The organism is Roseomonas sp. TS2 (genome assembly GCF_058833935.1).
The window spans coordinates 1-6660 of sequence record NZ_JCACVY010000215.1; the positions used below are offsets into that span (position 1 = coordinate 1).

Here is a 6660-nt window from a genome sequence, read left to right on the forward strand (position 1 = left end):
GTCGGGCCCCGCCCCGACGCCAACCTGCCCCGTCCGTGGCAAGGTGGCACCCCGGCGACGGGGGATGTGGCCGCGCTCGGCAATCCAACGGCGCCCACCTCGATGCGGAGCATGGAAGGAAGGGCGCCGCCGATGGACCAGCAATTCGCCAGCGACAACTATGCGGGCCTCTGCCCCGAGGCCTGGCAGGCCATGGCCGAGGCCAATGCCGGCCACGCCCCCGCCTATGGCGACGACCCCTGGACCGCCCGCGCCGCCGACCGCTTCCGCGCCCTGTTCGGCACGGAATGCGAGGTGTTCTTCGTGTTCAACGGCACGGCGGCCAATGCGCTGGCCCTGGCCGCGCTGTGCCAGAGCTACCACAGCGTGATCTGCGCCGAGGCGGCCCATGTCGAGACCGACGAGTGCGGCGCGCCGGAATTCTTCTCCAACGGCTCCAAGCTGCTGGTGGCGCCCGCCAGCGGCGGCCGGCTGACGCCGCACGCCATCCGCACGCTGGCCACCGCGCGGGGCGACATCCACTACCCCAAGCCGCGTGCCGTCACGATCACCCAGCCCACCGAGACGGGCGAGGTCTATTCGCTGGCGGAGATCCGCGCCATCGCCGCCGAGTGCCGGGCGCTGGGGCTGCGCCTGCACATGGATGGCGCGCGCTTCGCCAATGCCTGCGCCAGCCTCGGCTGCACCCCGGCCGAGATGACCTGGCAGGCGGGGGTGGACGTGCTCTGCTTCGGCGGCACCAAGAACGGCATGGCGGTGGGCGAGGCGGTGATCTTCTTCAACCGCGCCCTGGCCGAGGATTTCGACTACCGCTGCAAGCAGGCGGGGCAGCTCGCCTCCAAGATGCGCTTCCTGGCCGCGCCCTGGGTGGGCATGCTGGAAAGCGGCGCCTGGCTGCGCAACGCCGCGCACGGCAATGCCTGCGCGCGGGACTTCGCCGCCATGCTCGATGGCATCCCCGGCGTGGCGCCGATGTTCCCGGTGCAGTCCAACGCCGTCTTCCTCCAGGCGCCGCCGGCGGTGCTGGAAGGGCTGAAGGCGAAGGGCTGGCGCTTCTACACCTTCATCGGCGGCGGGGCGCGCTTCATGTTCGCCTGGGATGCCCGGCCGGAGCGGATGCGGGCGCTGGCCGACGACCTCCGCGCCCTGGCCGCCGGGGCCATCTGCCAGGGATAGTGCCGCGCCACGCCCCGTGCCAGTCTGCTCGGCAGCAGTCTGCTCATCAGACGAGTGAGGGAGAAAATCATGAACCCGACCGGCCTGAACGAGACGCCCTGGGAGCCCAGCCAGCGCTACCCCGAGCCGCGCTTCCGCGCCTTCGACCCCGCCTTCCTGCGCTTCCGCGCCATGAACGGCACGGTGGAGAAGCTGGCCGGCGGCTGCCGCTGGGCGGAGGGGCCGGTCTGGTTCGGCGACCAGCGCGCCCTCTACTGGTCCGACATCCCGAACGACCGCATCCTGCGCTGGGACGAGGCCACGGGGCAGGTCGCCACCTTCCGCCAGTCCTCCAACTACGCCAACGGCAACACGCGGGACCGCCAGGGCCGCCTTGTCACCTGCGAGCACCTGACGCGGCGCGTGACGCGCACCGAGCATGACGGCGCCATCACCGTGCTGGCCGACCGCTACGACGGCAAGCGCCTGAACTCGCCGAACGACGTGGTGGTGAAGTCCGACGGCTCCATCTGGTTCACCGACCCGCCCTTCGGCATCCTCGGCTACATCGAAGGCGAGAAGGCGGAGCCGGAGCTTTCGCAGGGCGTCTACCGCATTGACGGGCAGAGCGGCGCCGTCACCCTCGTCACCGACGAGTTGGCCGGGCCGAACGGGCTCGCCTTCAGCCCGGACGAGCGCATCCTCTACGTGGTGGAGAGCCGCGCCGAGCCGCGCCGCATCGTCGGCTACGACGTGGGCGAGGATGGCCGCCTCTCCAACCGCCGCACCGTGGTGCAGGGCGCCGCGGGCGACACGCCGGACGGCTTCCGCGTGGACACCGAGGGCAATCTCTGGTGCGGCTGGGGCATGGGCGGCGCGGAATTCGACGGCGTGCGCGTCTTCACCGCCGAGGGCCGCCCGCTCGGGCAGATCGACCTGCCGGAGCGCTGCGCCAACATCTGCTTCGGCGGGCGGCACCGCAACCGGCTGTTCATGGCCGCCTCGCGCTCGCTCTACAGCGTTTACGTCAATGCGCAGGGTGTGGCAGGGGGGTAAGAACCTTCTTTTTCTGAATAAAAAGAAGCAAAAAGACTTTGTCAGTTTGGCGGTGCGCGGGTTGAGAAGCGTGACGCCAAACTGACAAAAAATTTTTAGTTCTTTTTTTAAAAAGAACTTCTTTCTGACTCTTTCACCTCTCGCATGATGGCGAGATCCACCACCCGATCTTCCGGGTCCAGCGCCGCCTCCAGCGCATCCAGCCGCGCGCTGAACTCGGCGCGCAGTTCGGCCTTGCGTGCCTCCGGCAGCCAGCTCGCCTCCACCCCGGCCAGGCTGAGCTGCCGGGCCTGCGCCGGCTGCCAGCCCAGCGCGTCGAACAGGGTGCGCCAGCAATGGCCCATGCTGGTGTGGAAGAAGGTCGGGTCGTCCGTGCCCAGCACGATGTTCACCCCCGCCTCGTAGAGCCGGCGGATGCGCTGCTGGCGCGGCGCCCGGTTGGCCGGGATGGAGGACCAGCAGGCCATGGTGAAGGGCACCTGCTCCGCCGCCGCGCGGGCCAGGATCGCCGGGTCGGCCAGCATGTTGTAGCCGTGGTCCAGCCGGTCGCAGCCCAGCGCGTCGCGGCAATGGGTGAAGTGGGCGGGCGGGCCCTCGAACAGCGTCTGGTTGTCCTCGCAGACATGGGCGGTGCGGCGTAGCCCGGCGCGTCCGGCGCGGCGCCACGCCTCCACCCACACCAGCGGCGGCCCGGCGCGCTCGGCGCCATCCAGCCCGATGCCCACCACCTGCGGGCGCGGGTGGCGCTGCACCCACTCCAGCATCTCCAGCGCCTCGGAAGGCAGGCAGACGCTGCGGTCGATGCAGGCGATGAGCAGGGCGGAGGTGCCGAACTCCGCCTCGGCGCGGGCCAGCCCGTCGATCAGCCCGTCGACGATCTCCGGGTAGGTGGCGCCGTTCGGCGTGTAGTAGTGCGGGTTGAAGAAGATCTCGGCGTGGCGGACATTGCCGTGCCGGTGCAGGTCCTCGATGCACTCATAGGCCACGCGGGCGAACTCCTCGCGCCGCCGCACCGCCAGGGCGCCGAGCCGCAGCACCTCGAGGAAGCCGTAGAAATCCGGCCACTGGTAGAGCGTCTCCGCCGGGCGCGGCAGGCGCACGCCATTGGCCGCCGCCAGCTCCACCAGCGTGGTGGCGCGCACCGCGCCGGCGATGTGCAGGTGCAGCTCGACCTTCGGCACGAGGTCGAGATAGTCGGAATAGCCCAGCATGGCGTTCAGCGCCCCCCGCGGGCGATGTTCCAGAGGAACATGGCCGGGCCGGTGGGCACGCCAGTCAGCTCGGCACGCCAGGCGGAGGCGGCGACGAACTGGCCGAGCGGCATGTAGAAGCCGGCCTCGGCGGCGCGGGCATGGATCTCGCCCGCCAGCCGCTTGCGCTCCTCCTCGCTGCCGGCGGCGGCGAAGGCGGCGCGCAGCCGCTCCACCGCCTCGTCCTTCGGCCAGCCGGCGAAGCCCGCCGGGCCGGGGCCGGCGCCGTTCAGGTAGACGTTCTGCAACGGCGTCTGCATGTCCGGCACGGTGTTGGTGGTGTGGAAGACGTGCCAGCCCTCCGGCCGGGCGCGGCGGCCGAAGAAGGTGTTCAAATCCATCGACTGCAAATCGACCGTGAAGCCGAGGCGGGTCAGCAGGTCCTGCGTCACCAGCCCCAGCGCGGCGATGCCGGGGGCGTCGGCCGGGTGCAGGATGACGATGGGCTTCGAGAGATCGGCCCCGCTTTCCGCCAGCAGGCGGCGGGCGCCTTCGAAATCGGGCGCGGCGGGCATGCCGGCGGCGGTCTCGTAGGGCGTGCCGCAGCCGTAGAAGCTGCGGCATTCCCGCCCGTATTCGGCGCGGCCCGCGACGCCGGGCAGGTAGTCGGCCTGGTTCACCGCCAGCATCACGGCGCGGCGCACCTGCACGTTGTCGAACGGCGCCTGGAGGTGGTTGAAGCGCAGGATGCCCTGGTAGCCGAAGGGGCTCACCACCTGCACCTTCACCTGCCGGTTCCGCTCCAGGATGGGCAGCACATCGGCCGGCAGCCGCTCCAGATAATCCACCTCGCCGGTGGAGAGCGCGCTCACCTGGCTGGAGACATCCGGCATGGCGATCAGCTCGATCCGCTCGAAGCGCGGATGCTTGGCCCCGCTGGCCCAGACGGAGGGCTCCGGGCGCGGCCGGTAGCCGGCATGGCGGGCGAGCACGATGCGGTCGCCGGGGCGGTATTCCTCCGCCACGAAGCGGTAGGGGCCGGAGCCGATCGGCTCGGTGACCGGGCGGGTGGCGGGCGTCTCGGCCAGGCGCTTCGGCATGATCATCGGCACCATGGCGCCCGGCTTGGCCAGCGCCTCCAGCACCAGCCCGAAGGGCTCGCGCAGCACCAGGCGGAAGGTGGCGGAATCCACCGGCTCCAGCGTGGCGGTGGCGCGCAGCAGCATGCCGCCCAGCGCGTCCCGCGCGCCCCAGCGGCGCAGGCTGGCCACGCAATCCTCGGCGGTGACGGGGGCGCCGTCGTGGAAGACCAGCCCTTCGCGCAGGGTGAAGCGCCACTCCAGCCCGTTCTCGCTGCGCTCCCAGCGCTCCACCATCTGCGGCCGGGGCCGCCACTGGTCGTCCACCGCGAAGAGCGTGTCGAAGACGAGGTAGGAGAAGTCCCGCGCGGTGAAGCTGGTGGTGAAGTGCGGGTCGAGGATGGTGGTCAGCGTCTCCGGCACGACGCGCAGCGTGCCGGCGCGGCCCGGCGACTGCGCCCGCGCGGCGGTGGAGAGCAGGGCGGGCACGCCAAGGGGAGCGGCGAGGAGGGTGCGGCGGAGCATCGCGGGGGAACCTCTACAAAGCGGGCGGGCGGGGCGCCGCGCCGGTCATGTCCGGCGCAGCAAGAATCATGCGCGAGAACCATGGGGCAAGAACCATGCCCGGCGGTCCGTGAAAACCCGCCCTCTCACTCCGCGCGGATGCGCCCCTCCGTCGCGGCGCGCGCGGCGCCCCCGGCGGCGAGGTGGCGGGCCACCGCCTCGTCCATGGGCAGGCCGTTGTCGCGGGCCATCAGCGCCCGGTCGCGGAAGGGCAGGTAGCCATCGCCGCCGCGGCGCAGGAAGTCGTTGGTGACGAGGCGGTAGGCCCGCTCCGGCTCCAGCGGCCGGCCGCCGATGGTCACCGCCGCCACCCGCTCGCCCACCGGCGCCTGCGGGCGGATGCGCAGCGCCATCCCCGCCACCTGCGGGAAGGCGCCGCCCGAGCCGGCGCGGGAGAGACCGATCTCCAGCGCCGCGCGCAGGTCGGCACCGCGCAGCACCAGGAAGGCGAGGGTGTTGCCGAAGGGCAGCGCCTCCAGCACCGCGCCGCGGCTGATCATCCCCTCCGGCAGGCCGGCGCGCAGCCCGCCGCCATTGGTCAGCGCGATCTCGGCCTCCGGCTCGGCGGCCAGCATGGCGTCGGCCACCAAATTGCCGAGGGCGCATTCGCCGCCGCGGCAGCCTTCCGGCGTCAGTCCTGGGGCGCCGGGGCCGGCGGGGCTGGCGCGCAGCGCGGCCAGCGGCGCGGCGAAGCCGGCCAGCAGCGCCGCCACCGCCGCATCCTCGGCCAGGGCGGCGGTGACGGGCCGCACCGCGCCGCCATGCGCCAGCACCCGCCCATCCGCCGCGAGGTCCAGCGAGAGCCGGCCGAGCCAGCGCCCGTAGGAGCCCGCCTGCACGATGCGCACGGCGCGGTCCGGCCCATCCGCCAGCAGGGGGTGCGGGCCTTCCGCGCCGGGCAGGCCATCGGCCAGCAGGGTGTGGGAATGGCCGCCGACGATGAGGTCGAGGCCCGGCACGGCGGCGGCCAGAGCGAGGTCGCTGGCCAGGCCCAGATGCGAGAGCACGAGGATGGTGCCGGCCCCCTGCGCCCGCAGCACGGCGGCCTGCCGGGCGGCGGCCTCCTGCGCGTCGGTGAAGGCGAGGTCGGGGCCGGGGCTGGAGGCGCGCGGCGTGGTCTCCGTCGTCAGGCCGATGACGCCGATCCGCGCGCCGCCGCGCTCGAACAGGGCCGAGGGGCGGATGCGCGCGGCCAGCGCCGGCATCCGGCGGGTGTCGAGATTGGCCGAGAGCAGCGGGAAATCCACCGCCCCGGCGTAGCGCAGCAGCCCCTCCGGCCCGTGGTCGAACTCGTGGTTGCCGAGCGCCATGGCCTCGCAGCCCGTGGCCTTCTGCACCGCCGCCTCGGCCAGACCGCCATGGGCGGTGTGGTAGAGGCTGCCGGTGAACTGGTCGCCGGCGTCGAGCTGCAGCACGGCGCGGCCGGCGGCGGCGGCCTCGGCGCGGGCCTCCGCCAGGGCGGTGGCCAGCCGGGCGCTGCCGCCCAGGCAATCCCGCCCCGGCGCGCAGGCGGCACCGCTCGGCTGCTGGCCCTCGTGCCGGGCGTGGAAGTCGTTCAGGTGCAGCAGCGCGAGCCGCGCCGCCGCCTCGGCGCGCGCGCGGCGCAGGGCGGGGAG

At 72.9% G+C, this 6660-nt stretch carries 5 protein-coding genes; 2 read left to right on the plus strand and 3 right to left on the minus strand.

The features are described 5' to 3' along the window. Positions 1–102: 102 nt before the first annotated feature. Both ACZJYS_RS21570 and ACZJYS_RS21575 read left to right on the plus strand, forming a co-directional pair. On the plus strand, positions 103–1176 hold the full coding sequence (locus tag ACZJYS_RS21570) for a threonine aldolase family protein (protein WP_493180273.1): 1074 nt from the start codon (positions 103–105) through the stop codon (positions 1174–1176). Between the two features lie 69 nt (positions 1177–1245). Beyond that, positions 1246–2211: an SMP-30/gluconolactonase/LRE family protein gene (locus ACZJYS_RS21575; RefSeq protein WP_493180269.1), complete on the plus strand. Its 966-nt coding sequence runs from the start codon at positions 1246–1248 to the stop codon at positions 2209–2211. 107 nt (positions 2212–2318) lie between these two features. Here ACZJYS_RS21575 and add read toward each other — a convergent pair whose 3' ends face one another. The 3 genes from add to ACZJYS_RS21590 form a co-directional block, all read right to left on the minus strand. After that, complete coding sequence (add, locus tag ACZJYS_RS21580; RefSeq protein ID WP_493180270.1) at positions 2319–3422, minus strand: adenosine deaminase; 1104 nt, start codon at positions 3420–3422, stop codon at positions 2319–2321. Between the two features lie 5 nt (positions 3423–3427). Further along, positions 3428–5005 carry an ABC transporter substrate-binding protein gene (locus ACZJYS_RS21585; protein WP_493180271.1) on the minus strand — a complete coding sequence of 526 codons (1578 nt, stop codon included), beginning with the start codon at positions 5003–5005 and terminating at the stop codon, positions 3428–3430. 125 nt (positions 5006–5130) lie between these two features. Further along, positions 5131–6660, minus strand: a 1530-nt coding sequence (locus ACZJYS_RS21590; protein WP_493180272.1) for a bifunctional metallophosphatase/5'-nucleotidase, incomplete at its 5' end; no start/stop codon positions are given.

What these genes read in the sequence shown, in the direction of transcription:
- ACZJYS_RS21570 (WP_493180273.1), top strand. Translation starts at nt 103, where the DNA reads ATGCGGAGCATGGAAGGAAGGGCGCCGCCGATGGACCAGCAATTCGCC.
- ACZJYS_RS21575 (WP_493180269.1), top strand. Translation starts at nt 1,246, where the DNA reads ATGAACCCGACCGGCCTGAACGAGACGCCCTGGGAGCCCAGCCAGCGC.
- add (WP_493180270.1), bottom strand. Translation starts at nt 3,422, where the DNA reads ATGCTGGGCTATTCCGACTATCTCGACCTCGTGCCGAAGGTCGAGCTG.
- ACZJYS_RS21585 (WP_493180271.1), bottom strand. Translation starts at nt 5,005, where the DNA reads ATGCTCCGCCGCACCCTCCTCGCCGCTCCCCTTGGCGTGCCCGCCCTG.